At 54.9% G+C, this 20,525-nt stretch carries 17 protein-coding genes, 3 tRNA genes and 2 rRNA genes; 16 read left to right on the top strand and 6 right to left on the bottom strand.

Features of this window, described 5'->3' with window-relative positions:
- The first annotated feature begins 4 nt into the window (after positions 1 to 4).
- The 5 genes from Q1L34_RS25490 to Q1L34_RS25470 all read left to right on the top strand — a co-directional run bounded on the left by Q1L34_RS25490 (position 5) and on the right by Q1L34_RS25470 (position 3,675).
- Positions 5 to 80, top strand: a tRNA-Glu gene (locus Q1L34_RS25490).
- A gap of 219 nt (positions 81 to 299) precedes the next feature.
- Positions 300 to 3,205: ribosomal RNA gene (locus Q1L34_RS25485) — 23S ribosomal RNA — on the top strand.
- 92 nt (positions 3,206 to 3,297) lie between these two features.
- A 5S ribosomal RNA gene (gene rrf / locus Q1L34_RS25480) occupies positions 3,298 to 3,413 on the top strand.
- Positions 3,414 to 3,467: 54 nt separating this feature from the next.
- Positions 3,468 to 3,544 (top strand) — tRNA-Asp (locus Q1L34_RS25475).
- A gap of 55 nt (positions 3,545 to 3,599) precedes the next feature.
- Positions 3,600 to 3,675 (top strand) — tRNA-Trp (locus Q1L34_RS25470).
- 92 nt (positions 3,676 to 3,767) lie between these two features.
- On the opposite strand, the gene hdfR is transcribed toward Q1L34_RS25470, so the two are convergent.
- Positions 3,768 to 4,589, bottom strand: coding sequence for an HTH-type transcriptional regulator HdfR (gene hdfR, locus Q1L34_RS25465; RefSeq protein ID WP_032690060.1), 822 nt, complete (start codon positions 4,587 to 4,589; stop codon positions 3,768 to 3,770).
- Between the two features lie 118 nt (positions 4,590 to 4,707).
- Here hdfR and Q1L34_RS25460 point away from each other — a divergent pair, with 118 nt between their 5' ends.
- Positions 4,708 to 5,046, top strand: coding sequence for a MaoP family protein (locus Q1L34_RS25460; protein ID WP_004869479.1), 339 nt, complete (start codon positions 4,708 to 4,710; stop codon positions 5,044 to 5,046).
- Positions 5,047 to 5,070: 24 nt separating this feature from the next.
- Here Q1L34_RS25460 and Q1L34_RS25455 read toward each other — a convergent pair whose 3' ends face one another.
- Positions 5,071 to 6,591: a YifB family Mg chelatase-like AAA ATPase gene (locus Q1L34_RS25455; protein WP_015585420.1), complete on the bottom strand. Its 1,521-nt coding sequence runs from the start codon at positions 6,589 to 6,591 to the stop codon at positions 5,071 to 5,073.
- Positions 6,592 to 6,649: 58 nt separating this feature from the next.
- Between Q1L34_RS25455 and Q1L34_RS25450 the strand changes: the two genes are divergently transcribed.
- From Q1L34_RS25450 to ilvA, 8 genes are all read left to right on the top strand, one after another.
- A complete protein-coding gene (locus Q1L34_RS25450) occupies positions 6,650 to 6,871 on the top strand; it encodes a hypothetical protein (RefSeq protein WP_069476335.1) in 222 nt (73 codons plus the stop codon).
- Positions 6,872 to 6,956: 85 nt separating this feature from the next.
- The gene (gene ilvL, locus Q1L34_RS25445) at positions 6,957 to 7,055 is read left to right on the top strand and encodes an ilv operon leader peptide (RefSeq protein WP_001311244.1); all 99 of its coding nucleotides are present in this window, start codon (positions 6,957 to 6,959) and stop codon (positions 7,053 to 7,055) included.
- A 66-nt stretch (positions 7,056 to 7,121) separates the two neighbouring features.
- Positions 7,122 to 7,193, top strand: a complete 72-nt coding sequence (gene ilvX, locus Q1L34_RS28450; RefSeq protein ID WP_201405924.1) for a peptide IlvX — start codon at positions 7,122 to 7,124, stop codon at positions 7,191 to 7,193.
- Between the two features lie 2 nt (positions 7,194 to 7,195).
- Positions 7,196 to 8,842: an acetolactate synthase 2 catalytic subunit gene (gene ilvG, locus Q1L34_RS25440; protein WP_004869487.1), complete on the top strand. Its 1,647-nt coding sequence runs from the start codon at positions 7,196 to 7,198 to the stop codon at positions 8,840 to 8,842.
- On the top strand, positions 8,839 to 9,096 hold the full coding sequence (ilvM, locus tag Q1L34_RS25435) for an acetolactate synthase 2 small subunit (protein WP_004869489.1): 258 nt from the start codon (positions 8,839 to 8,841) through the stop codon (positions 9,094 to 9,096). Before ilvG ends, ilvM begins: the two co-directional genes overlap by 4 nt.
- Positions 9,097 to 9,112: 16 nt before the next feature.
- A complete protein-coding gene (gene ilvE / locus Q1L34_RS25430; protein WP_004869492.1) occupies positions 9,113 to 10,042 on the top strand; it encodes a branched-chain-amino-acid transaminase in 930 nt (309 codons plus the stop codon).
- 87 nt (positions 10,043 to 10,129) lie between these two features.
- On the top strand, positions 10,130 to 11,980 hold the full coding sequence (ilvD, locus tag Q1L34_RS25425; RefSeq protein WP_004869495.1) for a dihydroxy-acid dehydratase: 1,851 nt from the start codon (positions 10,130 to 10,132) through the stop codon (positions 11,978 to 11,980).
- A gap of 2 nt (positions 11,981 to 11,982) precedes the next feature.
- Complete coding sequence (gene ilvA / locus Q1L34_RS25420; protein WP_015585418.1) at positions 11,983 to 13,527, top strand: threonine ammonia-lyase, biosynthetic; 1,545 nt, start codon at positions 11,983 to 11,985, stop codon at positions 13,525 to 13,527.
- A gap of 81 nt (positions 13,528 to 13,608) precedes the next feature.
- Here ilvA and ilvY read toward each other — a convergent pair whose 3' ends face one another.
- Positions 13,609 to 14,499: an HTH-type transcriptional activator IlvY gene (ilvY, locus tag Q1L34_RS25415; RefSeq protein ID WP_004869503.1), complete on the bottom strand. Its 891-nt coding sequence runs from the start codon at positions 14,497 to 14,499 to the stop codon at positions 13,609 to 13,611.
- A gap of 163 nt (positions 14,500 to 14,662) precedes the next feature.
- On the opposite strand from ilvY, the gene ilvC reads away from it, so the two are divergent.
- On the top strand, positions 14,663 to 16,138 hold the full coding sequence (gene ilvC / locus Q1L34_RS25410) for a ketol-acid reductoisomerase (RefSeq protein ID WP_015585417.1): 1,476 nt from the start codon (positions 14,663 to 14,665) through the stop codon (positions 16,136 to 16,138).
- Between the two features lie 85 nt (positions 16,139 to 16,223).
- On the opposite strand, the gene ppiC (Q1L34_RS25405) is transcribed toward ilvC, so the two are convergent.
- The gene (ppiC, locus tag Q1L34_RS25405) at positions 16,224 to 16,505 is read right to left on the bottom strand and encodes a peptidylprolyl isomerase PpiC (RefSeq protein WP_004869510.1); all 282 of its coding nucleotides are present in this window, start codon (positions 16,503 to 16,505) and stop codon (positions 16,224 to 16,226) included.
- A gap of 50 nt (positions 16,506 to 16,555) precedes the next feature.
- Entirely contained in the window at positions 16,556 to 16,837 is a 282-nt protein-coding gene (gene ppiC, locus Q1L34_RS25400) for a peptidylprolyl isomerase PpiC (RefSeq protein ID WP_004869513.1), read from the bottom strand.
- Between the two features lie 112 nt (positions 16,838 to 16,949).
- Between ppiC (Q1L34_RS25400) and rep the strand changes: the two genes are divergently transcribed.
- On the top strand, positions 16,950 to 18,971 hold the full coding sequence (gene rep / locus Q1L34_RS25395) for a DNA helicase Rep (protein ID WP_004869516.1): 2,022 nt from the start codon (positions 16,950 to 16,952) through the stop codon (positions 18,969 to 18,971).
- A 68-nt stretch (positions 18,972 to 19,039) separates the two neighbouring features.
- Here the strand turns inward: rep and gppA are convergent, their stop codons facing one another.
- A complete protein-coding gene (gene gppA / locus Q1L34_RS25390; RefSeq protein WP_015585415.1) occupies positions 19,040 to 20,524 on the bottom strand; it encodes a guanosine-5'-triphosphate,3'-diphosphate diphosphatase in 1,485 nt (494 codons plus the stop codon).
- Between the last annotated feature and the right edge of the window lies 1 nt (position 20,525).

Below are 20,525 nucleotides of genomic sequence, written 5' to 3'. Positions count from 1 at the left end.
CAGTGTCCCCTTCGTCTAGAGGCCCAGGACACCGCCCTTTCACGGCGGTAACAGGGGTTCGAATCCCCTAGGGGACGCCACTTGCTGGTTCGTGAGTGAAAGTCGCCGACCTCTATATCTCAAAACTGATTCTCAGGAATCACGTTTGAGATATTTGCTCTTTAAAAATCTGGATCAAGCTGAAAATTGAAACGACACACTGTTTCCTTTCTCCGTAATAAGAAAGGAAAAAGCGGTGTGTTCGAGTCTCTCAAATTTTCGCAACGCGGACTGTTTTACGAAACAGTTTCGGGTTGTGAGGTTAAGCGACTAAGCGTACACGGTGGATGCCCTGGCAGTCAGAGGCGATGAAGGACGTGCTAATCTGCGATAAGCGTCGGTAAGGTGATATGAACCGTTATAACCGGCGATTTCCGAATGGGGAAACCCAGTGTGATTCGTCACACTATCGTTAAGTGAATACATAGCTTAACGAAGCGAACCGGGGGAACTGAAACATCTAAGTACCCCGAGGAAAAGAAATCAACCGAGATTCCCCCAGTAGCGGCGAGCGAACGGGGAGGAGCCCAGAGTCTGAATCAGCGCGTGTGTTAGTGGAACGGTCTGGAAAGTCCGGCGGTACAGGGTGATAGCCCCGTACACTAAAATGCACACGTTGTGAACTCGAAGAGTAGGGCGGGACACGTGGTATCCTGTCTGAATATGGGGGGACCATCCTCCAAGGCTAAATACTCCTGACTGACCGATAGTGAACCAGTACCGTGAGGGAAAGGCGAAAAGAACCCCGGCGAGGGGAGTGAAAAAGAACCTGAAACCGTGTACGTACAAGCAGTGGGAGCCTACTTGTTAGGTGACTGCGTACCTTTTGTATAATGGGTCAGCGACTTATATTCTGTAGCAAGGTTAACCGTATAGGGGAGCCGCAGGGAAACCGAGTCTTAACTGGGCGTTAAGTTGCAGGGTATAGACCCGAAACCCGGTGATCTAGCCATGGGCAGGTTGAAGGTTGGGTAACACTAACTGGAGGACCGAACCGACTAATGTTGAAAAATTAGCGGATGACTTGTGGCTGGGGGTGAAAGGCCAATCAAACCGGGAGATAGCTGGTTCTCCCCGAAAGCTATTTAGGTAGCGCCTCGTGAACTCATCTTCGGGGGTAGAGCACTGTTTCGGCTAGGGGGTCATCCCGACTTACCAACCCGATGCAAACTACGAATACCGAAGAATGTTATCACGGGAGACACACGGCGGGTGCTAACGTCCGTCGTGAAGAGGGAAACAACCCAGACCGCCAGCTAAGGTCCCAAAGTCATGGTTAAGTGGGAAACGATGTGGGAAGGCACAGACAGCCAGGATGTTGGCTTAGAAGCAGCCATCATTTAAAGAAAGCGTAATAGCTCACTGGTCGAGTCGGCCTGCGCGGAAGATGTAACGGGGCTAAACCATGCACCGAAGCTGCGGCAGCGACACTATGTGTTGTTGGGTAGGGGAGCGTTCTGTAAGCCGTTGAAGGTGGCCTGTGAGGGTTGCTGGAGGTATCAGAAGTGCGAATGCTGACATAAGTAACGATAAAGCGGGTGAAAAGCCCGCTCGCCGGAAGACCAAGGGTTCCTGTCCAACGTTAATCGGGGCAGGGTGAGTCGACCCCTAAGGCGAGGCCGAAAGGCGTAGTCGATGGGAAACAGGTTAATATTCCTGTACTCGGTGTTACTGCGAAGGGGGGACGGAGAAGGCTATGTTAGCCGGGCGACGGTTGTCCCGGTTTAAGCATGTAGGCGGGAAGTTTAGGTAAATCCGGACTTCTGTTAACGCTGAGGTGTGATGACGAGGCACTACGGTGCTGAAGTAACAAATGCCCTGCTTCCAGGAAAAGCCTCTAAGCATCAGGTAACAACGAATCGTACCCCAAACCGACACAGGTGGTCAGGTAGAGAATACCAAGGCGCTTGAGAGAACTCGGGTGAAGGAACTAGGCAAAATGGTGCCGTAACTTCGGGAGAAGGCACGCTGATGGTAGGTGAAGCGACTTGCTCGTGGAGCTGAAATCAGTCGAAGATACCAGCTGGCTGCAACTGTTTATTAAAAACACAGCACTGTGCAAACACGAAAGTGGACGTATACGGTGTGACGCCTGCCCGGTGCCGGAAGGTTAATTGATGGGGTTATCCGTAAGGAGAAGCTCTTGATCGAAGCCCCGGTAAACGGCGGCCGTAACTATAACGGTCCTAAGGTAGCGAAATTCCTTGTCGGGTAAGTTCCGACCTGCACGAATGGCGTAATGATGGCCAGGCTGTCTCCACCCGAGACTCAGTGAAATTGAACTCGCTGTGAAGATGCAGTGTACCCGCGGCAAGACGGAAAGACCCCGTGAACCTTTACTATAGCTTGACACTGAACATTGAGCCTTGATGTGTAGGATAGGTGGGAGGCTTTGAAGCGTGGACGCCAGTCTGCGTGGAGCCAACCTTGAAATACCACCCTTTAATGTTTGATGTTCTAACGTAGACCCGTGATCCGGGTTGCGGACAGTGTCTGGTGGGTAGTTTGACTGGGGCGGTCTCCTCCCAAAGAGTAACGGAGGAGCACGAAGGTTAGCTAATCCTGGTCGGACATCAGGAGGTTAGTGCAATGGCATAAGCTAGCTTGACTGCGAGCGTGACGGCGCGAGCAGGTGCGAAAGCAGGTCATAGTGATCCGGTGGTTCTGAATGGAAGGGCCATCGCTCAACGGATAAAAGGTACTCCGGGGATAACAGGCTGATACCGCCCAAGAGTTCATATCGACGGCGGTGTTTGGCACCTCGATGTCGGCTCATCACATCCTGGGGCTGAAGTAGGTCCCAAGGGTATGGCTGTTCGCCATTTAAAGTGGTACGCGAGCTGGGTTTAGAACGTCGTGAGACAGTTCGGTCCCTATCTGCCGTGGGCGCTGGAGAATTGAGGGGGGCTGCTCCTAGTACGAGAGGACCGGAGTGGACGCATCACTGGTGTTCGGGTTGTCATGCCAATGGCATTGCCCGGTAGCTAAATGCGGAAAAGATAAGTGCTGAAAGCATCTAAGCACGAAACTTGCCCCGAGATGAGTTCTCCCTGACTCCTTGAGAGTCCTGAAGGAACGTTGAAGACGACGACGTTGATAGGTCGGGTGTGTAAGCGTAGCGATACGTTGAGCTAACCGATACTAATGAACCGTGAGGCTTAACCTTACAACGCCGAAGCTGTTTTGGCGAAGAGACGAAATGTTCAGCTTGATTACAGATTCATCATCACGCAGAAATGCGGGGTGAAACAGAATTTGCCTGGCGGCGATAGCGCGGTGGTCCCACCTGACCCCATGCCGAACTCAGAAGTGAAACGCCGTAGCGCCGATGGTAGTGTGGGGTCTCCCCATGTGAGAGTAGGGAACTGCCAGGCATCAAATTACGCAGTAAACTGATGTAAAAATCAGTAGTTGTAGAAAAATTCGGTGGAGCGGTAGTTCAGTCGGTTAGAATACCTGCCTGTCACGCAGGGGGTCGCGGGTTCGAGTCCCGTCCGTTCCGCCACTTATTAAAAGTTAAGCCTGCTAAGTTAATTAGCGGGCTTAATAGTAAGAGATTTAGGGGCGTAGCTCAGTTGGTAGAGCACCGGTCTCCAAAACCGGGTGTCGCGAGTTCGAGTCTCTCCGCCCCTGCCATATATAATCCTTTGCTCAGGCAAAGGATTTTTTTTGTCTGTTATTTTCCATCCCCAGAATCTTCCAACATCCTCCGTCCCTGGAGGCGTGCATTATTCCAGTATGTTTGTCTTCAGTATTTCGCGGATCTGTACCTGTTTATCGCTGTTTTGTAGCCAGATAGCGTACAGGGGGCGAGATAGCGTTGTACTGTCCGTCACCGTATGCAGGCCGCTTTTATCCTTCGCCCAGCGTGTCGGCAGCCATGTACAACCATTTAGCGCGGCGAGTTGCTGATAGGCCAGTTCAGCAGAGCTGGTTGTCAGCAGAGGAACATCATCACTGCCAATCAGTCCGACCTCATTTTGTTGGAAGTCCGGGCCCCATTCAAGGCGCAGATAATTCAATTCATTCTTAGTTTTAAATGGCGAGGCACAGTAGAGTGCCAGCGTAAAATTACCAAGCAACTGGCTGCTTAATTCGTCCATTTTCGGCGATTCTGTCGTGATCAGTAGATCAAGCTGTCGCTCATGTAACTGTTTAACAAGCGATTGTCGCTGCGCAATCCGCGCTTCAAACTGCAGGTTACAGGGCTCTTTGTAGAGCTTCCCCAGCCATCCGTTAAGCATGCATTCCCACAAAGATGCGCTGCCGCCAATTGAGAATTCATTATGTCGGGAAGCATTCGCAACCTCTTTTCGTGCCGCCTGCCAGGTGTTCATCAGGGTTTCGGCATAAGGAAGGAGCTTATCGCCGGCTGACGTCAGGCGGATATTATTGCGATGGCGGGTAAAAAGGTTCACGCCAAGCTGGTTTTCCAGCTGACGAATACGAAAGCTGACGGCCGACTGCGTCAGATAAAGCGCCTCTGCTGCTCGTCCAAAGTGGCGAGTTCTGCTCACCTCAAGGAAAGTTTTGAGCAATTCCGTATCCACACTCTTCTCCGCAAAATTATTTGTCGTAATGATTTAAATCTTTTGTTTTACACTCTGTCAAGCGTAACTAATACTCCGCGCCATAAATAGCTCGGCCAAAGAATCAGGAGCGTGTAGGATGGCGGAAAGCTTTATGACGACTAATCGTTTTTTCGATAATAAACATTATCCGCGCGGGTTCTCCCGTCATGGTGATTTCACCATCAAAGAGGCACAACTGCTGGAACAGCATGGTTATGCTCTTAACGAACTGGAACTGGGTAAACGCGAACCTGTCACCGAAGATGAAAAACAGTTTGTTTCGGTATGTCGTGGTGAACGTGAGCCAGCCACGGAAATGGAACGCGTCTGGATTAAGTATATGGCGCGTATTAAGCGGCCTAAGCGTTTTCATACGCTGTCCGGCGGTAAACCGCAGGTTGAAGGCGCTGAAGATTACACCGAAAGCGATGATTAACAAAAAAGGGCGTAAGCCCTTTTTTTATGCCATGAGTTTTTGCAAATGGTTCAGCATCCTGTCTATCGCTCGATAGCCAAGAGCCTCCTGCAGGTGGTGGCGCTCAATACAGGGCTCCCCTCCTATATCGGCGATGGTCCGGGCGACTTTCAGCAGACGCTGCCAGGCGCGGATAGAAAGCCCCAGCTGCGATAATACCTGTTCCAGCCAGATAGCATCCTCTTTACTGAGCGGACACCAGATTTTCATTTCGTTACTCTCCAGCTGGGCATTGAGTTTCTCCTGCCGGGCCAGCTGTTTGTCTCGGGCGACGAGAACCCGCTTCCTCACGCTGGCGCTATTTTCCACGCCAGAGGCTGCCTGGCTAAGCGCTCCCGGGGGCGGTAGAGGAATTTCCAGCGAGAGATCGAACCGGTCGAGGAACGGTCCGGACAGGCGGCTCAGATAGCGTAGGGTTTGTTCCGGTGATGCGCGATTATGATGGCCCCGGTAATGCCCGGTGGGGCTGGGATTCATGGCCGCAATAAGCTGAAAATGTGCCGGATAGTCAATTTTCGCACGGGTTCGTGAAATATGTATTTTTCCTGACTCTATCGGCTCCCGCAAAGCATCTAATACCCGACGTTCAAACTCCGGTAGTTCATCCAGAAACAGCACCCCATTGTGTGCCAGCGAGATCTCTCCGGGTATCGGGATTGAACCGCCCCCCACCATTGCCGCGAGAGAAGCACTGTGATGTGGACTGCGAAACGGTCGCCGACGCCACTGTTTTGTTGCGCGATAGCGGCTCAACAGACTAAGGATAGCGGCGCTTTCGAGCGCCTCCTGATTGCTTAACGGTGGCAGAAGACCTGGCAGCCGGCTGGCAAGCATGGTTTTTCCTGTTCCGGGAGGGCCAATCAACAGCAGGTTGTGGCCCCCTGCGGCAACGATTTCCAATGCACGTTTTCCTTGCTGCTGGCCAATCACATCACTCAGATCAGGTAGAGAGTCATCAGGATGCTCTTCCTCCGGTATGGAAGGATTGAGCGCATGGCGTCCCTCGAGAAACGCACACACTTCCTGCAGATGCCCGGCGACAAGACACTCGTGGCCCTCAATGAGCCCCACTTCCGCCGCGTTATCCTCAGCGACGATAATTTGTCGCCCGGCTTTTATCGCTTCCATTGCACTGGAGATAGCGCCAGGAACGCCACGTAGCGCCCCTGTGAGCGCGAGCTCGCCGATAAACTCATATTGCTTCAACCTGGACGCATCTAACTGCTCCGACGCGACCAGAAGCGCGAGAGCGATGGGGAGATCGTATCGCCCGCCTTCTTTTGGCAAATCGGCAGGGGCCAGATTGATGGTGATCTTTTTGGCCGGAAACGTATAGCCGCTGTTAATTATCGCGCTGCGTACCCGGTCGCGAGCCTCTCTGACCGTGGTTTCAGGAAGCCCTACCATGGTTAACCCCGGAAGCCCGTTGCTGATATGAATTTCGATCGTAATAAGCGGGGCACTGATACCAAAAGCAGCCCGTGTGTAGATAATCGCGAGTGACATAATGCCTCCTGAGTACGAGCATTATGTCGGCAGAAAAAGGGGCAGTAATGAGTAAGAAATGCATTATACGCGGCATGTTCCAGCGAATATCGCCGGATATTGTGACATTTCACACATGATGGAAGCGGCATCGCAAACGCTCACCATGGTGAAAGAGCGTATTGGCGGAAACCGCCGCAGCATCATAGAAAAGGGTGATAAATTGAATTTTTTTCATTTTATATTTTTTCTATTAAAAACAATTGTTTTACAAAAAACTGTTAGCGCGATCAGTAAGTGATGTATAAAAAAATCTTGTGTTTATTGTGATGTCTGTGGTAACTCTTTAGGTATTCCTTCGAACAAGAAGCCAGAAAGTACAGAAAATGACAGCCCTTCTACGAGTGATTAGCCTGGTCGTGATTAGCGTGGTGGTGATTATTATCCCACCGTGCGGGGCTGCACTTGGACGAGGAAAGGCTTAGAAATCAAGCCTTAACGAACTAAGACCCCCGCACCGAAAGGTCCGGGGGTTTTTTTATAACTTAAAAATGATAAGCGAGGAGCAGACAATGACGAATAGCATAAAATTCTGTTTCTCCCGATCTATGACGGGGAACTAACTATGAATGGGGCGCAGTGGGTAGTACATGCTTTGCGGGCACAGGGGGTCGACACGGTTTTTGGCTATCCTGGTGGCGCGATTATGCCGGTTTACGATGCATTGTATGACGGCGGCGTGGAACACCTGTTGTGCCGCCACGAGCAAGGAGCGGCCATGGCAGCTATCGGCTATGCTCGCGCCACCGGCAAAACCGGCGTATGCATCGCCACATCAGGTCCAGGTGCGACGAACCTGATCACCGGCCTGGCTGATGCGTTACTGGACTCTATCCCTGTTGTCGCCATCACCGGTCAGGTCGCGGCGCCGTTTATCGGCACCGATGCTTTCCAGGAAGTGGACGTCCTTGGTTTGTCGCTGGCCTGTACGAAACACAGTTTTCTCGTGCAGTCGCTGGAAGAGCTGCCGCGAGTGATCGCTGAAGCTTTCCAGGTCGCAAACTCTGGCCGCCCAGGTCCGGTTCTGGTTGATATCCCTAAAGATATCCAGCTGGCGAAGGGCGAGCTTGAACCGTATTTCTCGACGGTTGATAACGACATTGCCTTCCCCCATGCAGAAGTTGAGCAGGCGCTGCAGATGTTAGCCGCCGCGCAAAAACCGATGCTGTACGTCGGCGGTGGCGTGGGTATGGCGCAGGCGGTTCCTGCGTTACGCGAGTTTATCGCCATTACGCAAATGCCGGTCACCTGCACGCTGAAAGGTCTGGGCGCCGTTGATGCGGCCTATCCGTACTATCTGGGAATGCTGGGGATGCACGGCACCAAAGCGGCCAATCTGGCGGTACAGGAATGTGACCTGTTGATCGCCGTTGGCGCCCGCTTCGATGACCGTGTTACCGGGAAGCTGAACACCTTTGCTCCGCACGCCAAAGTTATCCATCTGGATATCGATCCGGCGGAGCTGAACAAGCTGCGTCAGGCACATGTTGCCCTGACGGGCGATCTGAATACATTGCTGCCAGCGTTGCAGAAGCCGCTGACCATCGACGCCTGGCGCCAGCATAATCAGGCGCTGCGTGATGAGCACGCATGGCGCTACGACCACCCGGGTGAGGGTATTTACGCACCGCTGCTGCTCAAACAGCTCTCCGACCGTAAGCCGGCCGATAGCGTTGTCACAACCGACGTGGGTCAACATCAAATGTGGTCAGCGCAGCATATGACCTATACCCGTCCTGAGAATTTTATTACCTCCAGCGGTTTGGGCACGATGGGTTTTGGCCTGCCGGCGGCGGTTGGCGCTCAAGTTGCACGTCCGAACGATACCGTTATCTGCGTCTCCGGCGATGGCTCGTTCATGATGAACGTGCAGGAGCTGGGTACCGTGAAGCGTAAACAGCTGCCGTTGAAGATCCTGTTACTGGATAACCAGCGTTTAGGCATGGTGCGTCAGTGGCAGCAGCTGTTTTTTGAGGAGCGCTATAGCGAAACCACCCTCACCGATAATCCCGATTTTGTCACGCTGGCCAGCGCCTTCGGCATTCCTGGACAGCACATCACCCGTAAAGACCAGGTTGAAGCGGCTCTCGACACCATGCTTTCGAGCCAGGGGCCATACCTGCTTCATGTCTCAATCGATGAGCTTGAGAACGTCTGGCCGTTGGTACCGCCCGGTGCCAGTAACGCAGAAATGCTGGAGAAATTATCATGATGCAACATCAGGTCGCTTTACAGGCTCGCTTCAACCCGGAAACCTTAGAACGCGTGCTGCGCGTGGTTCGTCACCGCGGCTTTCAGGTTTGTTCCATGAATATGGAAACCGCGGCAGATGCCGGCAACATAAATATCGAATTGACCGTTGCCAGCCAGCGGCCCGTCGAATTACTGTTTAGTCAATTAAGTAAGCTGGTCGACGTCGCCTGCGTCGAGATCCAGCAACCAACATCACAACAAATCCGCGCATAAGCGCAAGGGAAGAAAAATGACGACGAAAAAAGCTGATTACATTTGGTTCAACGGCGAGATGGTTCCGTGGGGAGAGGCGAAGGTTCACGTGATGTCTCACGCGCTTCACTACGGTACTTCCGTGTTTGAAGGCATCCGTTGCTACGACTCGCATAAAGGACCGGTGGTGTTCCGTCATCGCGAACATATGCAGCGTCTGCATGACTCAGCCAAAATCTATCGTTTTCCGGTCTCTCAAAGCATTGATGAGCTGATGGAAGCCTGCCGCGAAGTTATCCGCAAAAATAACCTGACCAGCGCGTATATTCGTCCACTGGTCTTTGTTGGCGACGTCGGCATGGGTGTTAACCCGCCTGCGGGATACAGCACTGACGTGATCATCGCGGCGTTCCCGTGGGGAGCTTATCTTGGCGCTGAAGCGCTGGATCAGGGGATCGATGCGATGGTTTCTTCCTGGAACCGTGTCGCGCCCAACACCATCCCGACCGCTGCAAAAGCCGGTGGTAACTACCTCTCTTCCCTGCTGGTTGGCAGCGAAGCGCGCCGCCATGGTTATCAGGAAGGGATCGCGCTGGACGTTAACGGCTATATCTCCGAGGGCGCGGGTGAGAACCTGTTTGAAGTGAAAGATGGCGTGTTGTTCACGCCGCCATTTACCTCTTCTGCGCTGCCGGGCATTACCCGCGACGCGATCATTAAACTGGCAAAAGATCTGGATATTGAAGTCCGCGAGCAGGTGCTGTCCCGTGAATCTCTGTATCTGGCTGATGAAGTCTTTATGTCTGGTACTGCTGCGGAAATCACTCCGGTGCGCAGCGTGGACGGTATTCAGGTTGGCGAAGGTCGCTGTGGCCCGGTCACCAAGCGTATTCAGCAGGCCTTCTTTGGTCTCTTCACCGGTGAAACCGAGGACAAATGGGGCTGGTTGGATCAGGTTAACCAATAAATATACCCGTCATATTTCAAGCATAAGCATAAAAAAATGGGGTGGCACGCAGCGCCCCATGTCACAGAGACTGGGAGTAACTAAAGCATGCCTAAGTACCGTTCCGCCACCACCACTCACGGCCGTAATATGGCGGGTGCCCGCGCGCTGTGGCGCGCAACCGGGATGACCGATGCTGATTTCGGTAAGCCGATTATCGCCGTTGTTAACTCCTTCACCCAATTCGTACCGGGTCACGTACATCTGCGCGATCTGGGCAAGCTGGTTGCTGAGCAGATTGAAGCCTCAGGCGGCGTTGCCAAAGAATTTAACACCATCGCGGTGGATGATGGGATCGCCATGGGGCATGGGGGTATGCTTTATTCACTGCCATCCCGTGAACTGATCGCCGACTCGGTTGAGTACATGGTTAACGCGCACTGCGCCGATGCCATGGTCTGCATTTCCAACTGCGACAAAATCACCCCGGGGATGCTGATGGCCTCCTTGCGCCTGAATATTCCGGTGATTTTTGTTTCCGGTGGCCCAATGGAAGCCGGGAAAACCAAGCTTTCTGACAAAATCATCAAACTCGACCTTGTCGATGCGATGATTCAGGGGGCGGATCCAAAAGTCTCCGACGAACAGAGTGAGCAGGTCGAGCGTTCCGCCTGTCCGACCTGTGGTTCCTGTTCGGGGATGTTTACCGCCAACTCGATGAACTGCCTGACCGAAGCGCTGGGTCTGTCCCAGCCGGGTAATGGTTCTCTGCTGGCGACTCACGCCGACCGTAAAGAGCTGTTCCTCAACGCAGGTAAACGTATCGTTGAACTGACGAAGCGCTATTACGAGCAGGATGACGAATCTGCGCTGCCACGTTATATCGCCAGCAAAGCGGCGTTCGAAAACGCCATGACGCTGGATATCGCCATGGGGGGGTCGACGAACACCGTTCTGCACCTGCTGGCCGCCGCGCAGGAAGCGGAAATTGACTTCACGATGAGCGATATCGATAAGCTGTCCCGCAAGGTTCCGCAGCTGTGTAAGGTGGCGCCGAGCACGCAGAAGTACCATATGGAAGATGTGCACCGCGCGGGCGGCGTACTGGGTATTCTCGGTGAGCTCGATCGTGCCGGGCTGCTGAACCGCGATGTGAAAAACGTTCTCGGTCTGACTCTGCCACAAACGCTCGATCAATATGATGTCATGCTGACCAAAGATGACGCGGTGAAAAAAATGTTCCGCGCCGGCCCGGCGGGTATTCGGACGACTCAGGCGTTCTCGCAGGACTGCCGCTGGGATACGCTGGATGACGATCGTGCCGAAGGGTGTATCCGTTCGCTGGAGCATGCTTACAGCAAAGACGGCGGTCTGGCGGTGCTGTACGGCAACTTTGCGGAAAACGGCTGTATCGTTAAAACCGCAGGGGTGGATGACAGTATTCTGAAATTCACCGGCCCGGCGAAAGTCTACGAAAGCCAGGACGAAGCCGTTGACGCGATCCTTGGCGGTAAAGTGGTGGCGGGCGACGTCGTGGTTATTCGCTATGAAGGGCCGAAGGGTGGTCCGGGAATGCAGGAAATGCTCTATCCGACGACCTTCCTGAAGTCCATGGGCCTGGGTAAAGCCTGTGCGCTGATCACCGACGGACGTTTCTCTGGCGGTACCTCGGGCCTGTCGATTGGCCATGTCTCGCCGGAAGCAGCCAGCGGCGGCAATATTGCGATCATTGAAGATGGCGATATGATTGCCATTGATATTCCAAACCGGGGTATTCAGCTGCAGCTGAGCGATGCCGAAATTGCCGCGCGTCGTGAAGCACAAGAGGCCCGCGGCGATCGTGCCTGGACGCCGAAAGCGCGTGAACGTCAGGTCTCCTTCGCACTCCGCGCGTATGCCAGCCTGGCAACCAGCGCCGATAAGGGCGCGGTTCGCGATAAATCAAAACTGGGGGGTTAATGATGGCTGAATCACAACCCCTGTCTGCCGCCCCCGAGGGGGCGGAATATCTCAGGGCGGTGCTGCGCGCACCGGTCTATGAAGCGGCGCAAATTACGCCGTTGCAAAAAATGGAAAAAATCTCGTCGCGTCTTGATAACGTGATTCTGGTGAAGCGCGAAGATCGCCAGCCGGTTCATAGCTTCAAGCTGCGTGGGGCCTACGCAATGATGGCAGGCCTGACGGAAGAGCAAAAAGCGCAGGGCGTGATCACCGCTTCTGCGGGCAACCACGCCCAGGGGGTTGCGTTCTCGGCATCGCGTCTTGGCGTGAAGGCGCTGATCGTCATGCCGGTTGCCACGGCGGATATCAAAGTGGATGCCGTGCGTAACTTTGGCGGTGAGGTCCTGCTCCACGGCGCTAATTTCGATGAAGCAAAAGCGAAAGCTATCGAACTGGCGCAACAGCAGAACTTCACCTGGGTCCCGCCGTTTGACCACCCGATGGTGATTGCCGGGCAGGGAACGCTGGCGCTGGAGCTGCTACAGCAGGACGCACATCTGGACCGCGTGTTTGTCCCGGTAGGCGGCGGTGGTCTGGCCGCAGGCGTAGCGGTGCTGATCAAGCAGCTGATGCCGCAGATCAAAGTGATCGCGGTGGAAGCAGAGGACTCCGCCTGTCTGAAAGCCGCGCTGGACGCCGGGCATCCGGTCGATCTGCCGCGCGTCGGGCTGTTTGCCGAAGGCGTGGCGGTGAAACGTATCGGTGACGAGACCTTCCGCCTCTGCCAGGAGTATCTTGACGATATCGTCACCGTCGACAGCGATGCGATTTGCGCGGCGATGAAAGACCTGTTCGAAGATGTCCGCGCCGTGGCTGAACCGTCTGGTGCGCTGGCGCTGGCAGGAATGAAAAAGTATATCGCGCAGCATGACATCCGCGGCGAGCGGTTGGCACATGTGCTTTCCGGGGCCAACGTTAACTTCCACGGCCTGCGCTACGTTTCCGAACGCTGCGAGCTGGGAGAGCAACGTGAAGCGCTGCTGGCGGTGACCATTCCGGAAGAGAAGGGCAGCTTCCTGAAGTTCTGTCAGCTGCTGGGCGGTCGTTCAGTGACCGAGTTCAACTACCGTTTTGCTGATGCCAAAGATGCCTGCATTTTTGTCGGGGTTCGTCTGAGCCGCGGTCTGGAGGAACGCAAAGAGATTTTGAGTCTGCTGCACGAAGGCGGCTATAGCGTTGTCGATCTTTCTGATGACGAAATGGCGAAACTTCATGTGCGCTATATGGTCGGTGGGCGGCCGTCAAAACCGCTGCAGGAGCGACTGTTCAGCTTCGAATTCCCCGAATCACCGGGGGCGCTGCTCAAGTTCCTGCATACGTTAGGGACCCACTGGAACATCTCGTTGTTCCATTACCGCAGCCACGGAACCGATTATGGCCGCGTGCTGGCGGCGTTCGAGCTTGGCGATCATGAGCCGGATTTCGAAACCCGACTCCATGAGCTGGGCTACGACTGCCACGACGAAACCAATAACCCGGCGTTCAGGTTCTTTCTCGCGGGCTAATGCCTGATGGCGCTGCGCTTAGCGGGCTGACAATCAGATCCCCGTCCGGGTAAGGCGTTTCGCCGCCATCCGGCAAAAACGTCAGTGGTTAGGCAGAATCGACCAGAAAGCATCAATAAGCGGCTCATACAGCCGCTTTTTTTGTGCGCATACGCCCAGTTCAAACGGCGTTTTCTCATCGCTGCGCTCTAAAATCATCACGCGATTGCGTACCGGTTCCGGACTGTTCTCCAGTACTACTTCCGGAATTAAAGCCACGCCGCAGCCGAGCGCGACCATCGACACCATCGCTTCATGGCCGCCCACGGTGGCGTAAATCGAGGGATTGCTGATTTTATGGCGGCGAAACCACAGTTCGATGCGGCGACGCACCGGCCCTTGATCGGCCATGATAAACGGTACGGTTGACCAGTCGGGCTTCTCCTGGCTCACCTGGGTGCGCACCGGACAGGCTAATGCCGGGGCGATCAGCACGACCGCCAGGTTTTCCAGCATCGAAAACGCCACGGAGCCCGGTAGCGTTTCCGGCTTGCCGGCAATCGCGAGATCGGCCTCGCCGGTGACGACCTTCTCCATCGCATCGGCGGCATCGCCGGTGGAAAGCTTGATCTCCACCGAAGGGTGGGCAGCGCGGAAGCGATCGAGAATCGGCGGCAGATGGCTGTAGGCTGCCGTTACCGAGCAGAAGATATGCAGCTCGCCGGAAAGCGAAGGACCTTGCTGATCGATGGCATGACGAAGCTGCTGGTACTGTAGCAGCGTCTGCTGTGCGAACAGGCGCAGCTCTTCTCCCGCTTCGGTCAAGGTGACGGTACGGTTATCGCGAACAAACAGCGGCTGCCCGAGATCTTCTTCCAGGCGCTGGATCTGGCGTGAAAGGGTGGAAGGACTGACGTGCATCGCCCGCGCGCTGCGGCCAAAATGGCGGCTTTCGGCCAGATGCAGGAAGGTTTTCAGATCGCGTAAATCCACACTCCGTACTCCACGGTTTTGCATTGCAGAAATTGCAACGTGACGTTGTGAATATATCAATTTCCGCAATAAATTTCCTGTCATATAGTAAGTTCATTCTCTCTTGCACAGACACGGCAAGCGAACCGAACAATAAGACAGTACAACATCACGAGGTATCACCATGGCTAACTACTTTAATACACTGAATCTGCGCCAGCAGCTGGCGCAGCTGGGTAAATGTCGCTTTATGGGCCGCGACGAATTCGCCGATGGCGCGAGCTACCTTCAGGGTAAAAAAGTGGTCATTGTCGGCTGTGGCGCGCAGGGTCTGAACCAGGGCCTGAACATGCGTGATTCCGGCCTGGATATCTCCTATGCGCTGCGTAAAGAAGCGATTGCTGAAAAGCGCGCATCCTGGCGTAAAGCGACCGAAAACGGCTTCAAAGTGGGTACCTACGAAGAGCTGATCCCGCAGGCTGACCTGGTGGTTAACCTGACGCCGGACAAACAGCACTCCGACGTTGTGCGTTCCGTTCAGCCGCTGATGAAAGATGGCGCGGCGCTGGGCTACTCCCACGGCTTCAACATCGTCGAAGTGGGTGAGCAGATTCGTAAAGACATCACCGTCGTGATGGTGGCGCCGAAGTGCCCGGGTACCGAAGTGCGTGAAGAGTACAAACGTGGTTTCGGCGTACCGACTCTGATCGCGGTTCACCCGGAAAACGACCCGAAAGGCGAAGGCATGGCGATTGCTAAAGCCTGGGCCGCGGCAACCGGTGGTCACCGTGCGGGCGTTCTGGAATCATCCTTTGTTGCGGAAGTGAAATCTGACCTGATGGGCGAGCAGACTATCCTGTGCGGTATGCTGCAGGCCGGTTCTCTGCTGTGCTTCGACAAGCTGGTGCAAGAAGGTACCGATCCGGCATACGCCGAAAAACTGATTCAGTTCGGCTGGGAAACCATCACCGAAGCGCTGAAGCAGGGCGGTATCACCCTGATGATGGATCGCCTGTCTAACCCGGCGAAACTGCGTGCTTATGCGCTGTCCGAACAGCTGAAAGAGATCATGGCGCCGCTGTTCCAGAAACATATGGATGACATCATCTCCGGCGAATTCTCCTCCGGCATGATGGCTGACTGGGCCAACGACGATAAGAAACTGCTGACCTGGCGTGAAGAGACCGGTAAAACCGCGTTCGAAACCGCACCGCAGTTTGAAGGCAAAATCGGCGAGCAGGAGTACTTCGATAAAGGCGTTCTGATGATCGCGATGGTGAAAGCGGGCGTTGAGCTGGCGTTCGAAACCATGGTTGATTCCGGTATCATCGAAGAGTCTGCTTACTACGAATCACTGCATGAGCTGCCGCTGATCGCGAACACCATCGCGCGTAAGCGTCTGTACGAAATGAACGTGGTTATCTCCGATACCGCAGAATACGGTAACTACCTGTTCTCTTATGCCTGTGTACCGCTGCTGAAAGAGTTCATGACTACCCTGCAGACCGGCGACCTGGGCAAAGCGATTGCCGAAGGCGCGGTAGACAACGCTCAGCTGCGCGACGTGAATGAAGCCATCCGCAGCCACGCTATTGAGCAGGTGGGTAAGAAACTGCGCGGCTATATGACTGATATGAAGCGTATTGCAGTAGCGGGTTAACCCGATTGTCGGGTGGCGCTCCGCTTACCCGACCCACACAACCGCAAGATGTAGGCCGGGTAAGGCGTAGCCGCCACCCGGCTTTTTATTTGCGGTACAGGACTTTGATAATGTGGTAGCCAAACTGAGTGTGCAGCGGGCCGGTCGGCTCCAGCTCAGGGCAGGAGAAGACGACTTTATCAAATGCCGGAACCATCTGGCCCTGTTTGAACTCGCCTAAATGACCGCCCTTTTTGCCTGACGGGCAAGTGGAGTGCTTTTTCGCCAGCTTCTCGAAATCGGCGCCGTTTTTAATCTGCTCCAGCAGGTCGAGTGCCAGTTTCTCTTCTTTCACCAGGATGTGCATTGCTGCCGCTGTTTTTGCCATGATCGTACCTTGATAATTGACGATGAATCAGAGGGCAATATTAGCATGCGCTAGCGGCGGTAGAGCACCTTAATGATGTGGTAGCCGAACTTCGTTTTTACCGGTCCGTAGGGCTTTAGCAGCGGGCAGGTGAAGACGGCTTTATCAAACGGCCCGACCATCGCCCCCTGCGTAAACTCACCGAGATCGCCGCCGTTGCGTCCGGACGGGCATTTCGAATAGCGTTTTGCCAGGTGATCGAAGCTGACGCCTCGCGCCAGTTTAGCGAGGATCTCCAGGGCCAGTTTCTCTTCTTTTACCAGGATATGCAGGGCTGCTGCGGACTTTGCCATTGTTTTGTTCTCTGGATTATCGGTGTTGCCAACACTTTACCATTAGCCGGTAAATCTCCACCCGGCTTTCTGCTACAATCCCCACCCCGTTCGAAGATTGAGCAAGACTCCCATGCGTTTAAACCCTGGCCAACAACAAGCCGTCGAATTTGTTACCGGACCGTGCCTGGTGCTGGCGGGCGCCGGTTCCGGTAAGACCCGCGTTATCACCAATAAAATCGCTCACCTGATCCGCGGATGCGGCTATCAGGCGCGCCATATTGCGGCGGTAACCTTTACCAACAAAGCGGCACGTGAAATGAAAGAACGTGTCGGGCAAACGCTGGGGCGCAAAGAAGCGCGGGGCCTGATGATTTCCACCTTCCATACCCTGGGGCTGGATATTATTAAGCGCGAATATGCTGCGCTGGGGATGAAATCTAACTTTTCTCTGTTCGATGATACCGACCAGGTTGCGCTGCTTAAAGAGCTGACCGAAGGGCTCATCGACGACGATAAAGTCGTGTTACAGCAGCTGATCTCGACGATCTCCAACTGGAAAAACGATCTGCAAACCCCGGCACAGGCCGCGGCAGGCGCAAAGGGTGAACGGGATCGGATCTTTGCCCACTGCTACGGGCTCTATGATGCCCATATGAAGGCCTGCAACGTGCTGGATTTTGACGATCTGATCCTGTTGCCGACCCTGCTGTTACAGCGCAATGAAGAGGTGCGTGAACGCTGGCAGAACAAGATTCGCTATCTGCTGGTGGATGAATATCAGGATACCAACACCAGTCAGTATGAGATGGTGAAGCTGCTGGTGGGGCAGCGTGCGCGGTTTACCGTCGTCGGCGATGATGACCAGTCGATCTACTCCTGGCGCGGAGCACGGCCGCAGAACCTGGTCCTGCTGAGCCAGGATTTCCCGGCGCTGCAGGTGATTAAGCTGGAACAGAACTACCGTTCTTCCGGGCGCATACTAAAAGCCGCTAACATCCTGATTGCCAACAACCCGCACGTCTTCGAAAAACGCCTGTTTTCCGAGCTGGGATATGGCGCAGAGCTTAAAGTGCTTTCAGCGAACCATGAAGAACATGAAGCGGAGCGGGTGACCGGGGAACTGATCGCCCACCACTTTATCAATAAGACGCAATATAAAGATTACGCCATTCTCTACCGCGGCAACCATCAGTCGCGGGTCTTTGAAAAGATGCTGATGCAAAACCGCATCCCGTACAAAATTTCGGGCGGTACGTCGTTCTTTTCACGGCCCGAGATTAAAGACCTGTTGGCCTATCTGCGCGTGCTGACCAACCCGGATGATGACAGCGCTTTCCTGCGTATCGTTAATACGCCAAAGCGCGAAATCGGCCCGGCCACCTTGCAAAAGCTGGGCGAGTGGGCGATGACCCGTAACAAAAGCTTGTTTACCGCCAGTTTTGATATGGGCCTCAACCAGACGCTAACCGGTCGCGGCTATGATGCGCTCACCGGGTTTACGCAGTGGCTGGCTGATATCCAGCGCCTGGCGGAGCGCGAACCGGTCGCCGCGGTGCGCGATCTGATTCGCGGGGTGGATTATGAATCCTGGCTGTATGAGACCTCTCCGAGCCCGAAGGCCGCAGAAATGCGGATGAAAAACGTCAATCAGCTGTTCAGCTGGATGACGGAGATGCTCGAGGGCAGCGACATAGACGAGCCAATGACCCTGACCCAGGTGGTCACCCGTTTTACTCTGCGCGATATGATGGAGCGCGGCGAGTCCGATGAAGAGTCGGATCAGGTGCAGTTGATGACCCTGCACGCCTCAAAGGGGCTGGAGTTTCCCTACGTCTATCTGGTGGGTATGGAAGAGGGGCTGCTGCCGCATCAGAGTAGCATCGATGAAGACAACGTGGATGAAGAGCGCCGCCTGGCGTATGTCGGGATTACCCGCGCGCAAAAAGAGCTGACCTTCACGCTGTGTAAAGAGCGTCGTCAGTACGGAGAGCTGGTGCGCCCTGAGCCCAGCCGTTTTCTGCTGGAGCTACCGCAGGATGACCTGATCTGGGAGCAGGAGCGCAAGGTTATCTCGCCGGAGGAGCGGATGCATAAAGGGCAGGCCAACGTCGCCAATATTCGCGCGATGCTGGCAAAAGCGAAAGGGAAGTAGTACGACCGCGTATCTCCCGGTGGCACGCAGCGGGAGATTTTACTGAGCCCGCTGCTTATCAGGCGAAATTAAGCCACTTCGAGAGCCCAGTGGACATAGCTTTGCCACTGGCACTCCTGCTCCACCATCTCCCGACCCAGCGGATGACTTTCCAGCCACCCCTCCGGCAGCGTCAGCACCAGTTTCTCGCCGTCGACGGCGAGTGAAATGGCCGGCAGCAGATCGTCGCGACGGCGGCTGGCAAACAGGATCGCCAGACGCAGCAGCCGACACAGGTGCTCAGCAACCCGCGGTTTCACCGCATTTTGTTGATGGAGCGAGGAGAGGTCGATGGTATTGGTCTGGTTGAGCAGCAGCGTGGCGAGCAGTTTTTTCTGCGCCGGCGTGAAGCCGGGGAGATCGAGGTTGCTCACCAGATAGGCGGCGTGCTGCGGGGCGCGTTTAAAATCGACGCTCAGGCCAATTTCGTGCAGCTCGCAGGCGCTGGCGAGCAGCTCGCGGCTGAGCGATTCCAGCTCCCAGGCATCGTCCAGCTGATTCACCAGATGCGCGGCGAGTTGGGTTACACGCTGGGCCTGCTCGGTGTCGATCATGAAGCGGCGTTGAATATTGCGCAGCGTACGGCTACGGATATCCTGATCGACGGACAGATGCAGCATGCCGTAAACCAGGCCTTCACGGAGCGCACCGCCCGCGAGGGTCATACACTGAATATTCAGTTCGCTGAAGATGGCGATAAGTATGGCCAGCCCGCTGGGGAAAACCAGCGCTCGTTCTAAGGTTAAACCTTCGATTTCAAGCTCTTCCAGGCGCCCGCACTGGATCGCACGCTGCTTGAGCTGCTGCAATTTAGCCAGGGTGATACGCTCGTCCATTCCCTGCGCCATCATGATTTCCTGCAGAGCCTGAACGGTACCGGATGCGCCGACGCAAACTTTCCAGCCGTGGTAATTCAGGATGTCAGTAATCGGACGCAGAACTTCCCGAGCCGCATTTTCTGCGAGATCGAAGTTTTCTTTTGTCAGGTTGCGATCGGCGAAGTAGCGTTCCAGCCAGGTGACGCACCCCATCGACAGGCTAAAAAGAGAGGTGGTCTGTGCCCCCGTACCAGTCACCAGTTCGGTACTGGCGCCGCCAATATCGACAACCAGGCGCCGGTCTTCGCCGCCGGTCGTATGGGCAACGCCTTGATAAATCAGACGGGCTTCTTCTTCACCGCTGATTACCTGCACCGGACAGCCGAGAATTTCCCGGGCCTTGGCTAAAAACTCGTCGGCATTGACGGCCAGGCGCAGCGTGGCGGTGGCCACAACGCGAATCTGAATGGGGGGGATATCCTGCAGGCGTTCGGCAAACAGACGCAAACACTGCCATCCACGCTCCATCGCTTCCGCGGAGAGCGTGTTATCGCTGTTCAGGCCAGCGGCCAGACGCACTTTGCGCTTGATGCGGCTGAGCGTCTGGATGCTCCCGGCCACCTCGCGTACAACCAACATATGAAAGCTATTAGAACCAAGATCGATAGCTGCATAAAGCGAGGTGGAACTGAGCATA

The sequence above is a fragment of the Klebsiella ornithinolytica genome (assembly GCF_030505655.1).
GTDB classification, from domain to species: domain Bacteria; phylum Pseudomonadota; class Gammaproteobacteria; order Enterobacterales; family Enterobacteriaceae; genus Klebsiella; species Klebsiella ornithinolytica.
Note: the sequence above shows the minus strand (reverse complement) of the source record. Positions and strands in the feature narration are given on the sequence as shown.